The following is a 1,968-nucleotide window of genomic DNA, read 5'->3' on the forward strand; positions in this document are numbered from 1 at the left end:
TGCCGTTACGAACAAGATCCTGGACAGCCGAGGCATCAATCCCAAGCCCTTTGCCAATGACAGCCGCGTCGACCTCGATCGCGCCGTCATCGAATTTGATTTCCGTCATGTCAGCTAGTTAACCTTCGCAGAACGCCGGATACACACCGAATGGCACGGCCGAGGTCACTACATAAACGTCCAGCGCTGACGCTTGTTCCTCGTCGTAGCCCTCATGGACGCTTCCTGGCTCGAATGATTTCAACCCTGAGAAGAATTGCACCGATTAACGTCTGCCTGTGGGGTAGCCTCAGGGAGTAGAAGGCTGCCCGCATTTTGCGTCTCCAGCGTCACAGTGGGATCAGCTACGGGTCATCAATAGACCAACCGATAGTCACCAATCATGGTGGGCTGCGAAGTCCTAGGTGCGAATCCCGGCGCGCAGGCGTATGCGCCGGGATTGAGCTGTCTTGGATTTTATTTTTCGGGCGCGTCAGCCGGCCCGGCGTGCATGATATCGTCATTCTCCGGGCCATCGACGATTAAATAGCCGACAAGGCCACGCTCGGCGCGCGACAAGGCATGGTCAACCAGCACATAGTTTCCGCCGCGATCGATTTTGAAATCGACGATGGTCGCGCCGCCCGGCGGAACAGTCACCGTCTGCACCCCCGTCAGTGGTGGCGAAAGTACGCTGCCCATGGAATAAACATGATCGAAAATCTCGCTTATGACATGGAACGACGAAGTGAAGTTCGGGCCACCGACGCCGAAAAAGATGCGAACCGTCTCTCCGACATTGGCATAGAGCGGATGCGTCTTGCTAAGCGAGCCGACTGCGCCATTGAACACGAAATATTCCGGCCGCTCGGAGATCAGCTTATCATAGTCCATCTCCATTTCCCCCTGCGTGCCGAAGGGTTCGACGGTGTAGAGTTCGCCTTGCATGACGTAGAATTCACGATCGACCTGCGGCAGGCCGCCTTCCGGTTCGACCAGGATCATCCCGTACATGCCGCTGGTGATGTGGTGGGCCACGCTCGGCGTCGCGCAGTGGTAGACGAATATACCGGGATTCAGCGCCTTGAAGGTTACGATGCTCTCGTTGCCGGGATCCGTCTGCGTAACATGCGCGCCGCCGCCCGGGCCCGTCGCGGCATGGAAATCGACGGAGTGAGCCATGACGCTGCCTTCCGGGTTCTTCAGATGCACCTCGACAGTATCGCCGACGCGCACTCTTACGAATGGACCCGGTACCTTGCCGTTAAACGTCCAGTAGGTGTAGGTCGTGCCATCATCCAGCTTGCCGACCAGTTCTACCGTTTCAAGATCAACCTTGACCACTTTCGGTGCGCGCTGTCCGATCGGCCCTGGCAAATCGGCGGGATCGTGGACGATGTCGGCGGCATCCGAGGTCATCGCCTCGCGCGGCCCGGGCATGACATGAATGAGCCCCTCCATGCCCGCCTGCCTGTGGCCGGCGATGGAGCAGAAATAGGCGAACTCGCCGACCTTTCCAGCGGTGAAGGAAAACGTGGAGGACGCGTTCTTGCCAACCACAATCGACGAGCGTGCCGCGTACTGGTCAATGACCACGTCGTGCTCGGCGCCTTCGCCGTTGATCAAGTTGATCTGCACAAGTTCGCCTTCATGCAGCATAAGCGTGGGGTTGATCTGACCATCGATGTCGCCACCAACGCCGGGGTAGACCATACGCCCCGCAGCGATACCGGTCTTGAGCGTAAAGGTTTTGGGGTTGTGGTAGGATGCAGCCGGTGCGGGTTCGGCGGGCACCGAAGTGGGTGCCTGTCCAGCAGATGGCGCGGCCGGTTCGGCTTGCGTCTGCGCCGCAGCCGCATCGCTTGCAGCCGAACCATGCTGATGGGTCGGGCCGCTAAGCCGGCGATACAGCCAGATGGCAAGCGTCGCGCCAAGGCTCGCAAGCGACTGCGCCATGATCGACCCAGTGAAAATTGATGGCTGGAAAAA

General features: G+C 59.1%; 2 protein-coding genes. Both read right to left on the reverse strand.

Annotated features, from left to right (window positions below):
- Nucleotides 1-109 (reverse strand): DUF6522 family protein (locus ACX3P0_RS25190; RefSeq protein WP_459092946.1); only part of this gene is annotated, 109 nt, incomplete at its 3' end.
- Between the two features lie 347 nt (nt 110-456).
- Nucleotides 457-1,935 (reverse strand): copper-containing nitrite reductase, encoded by a 1,479-nt coding sequence (gene nirK / locus ACX3P0_RS25195; protein WP_459092948.1) that lies wholly within the window; start codon nt 1,933-1,935, stop codon nt 457-459.
- Nucleotides 1,936-1,968: the final 33 nt, after the last annotated feature.

Source organism: Mesorhizobium sp. A556, from assembly GCF_054489545.1.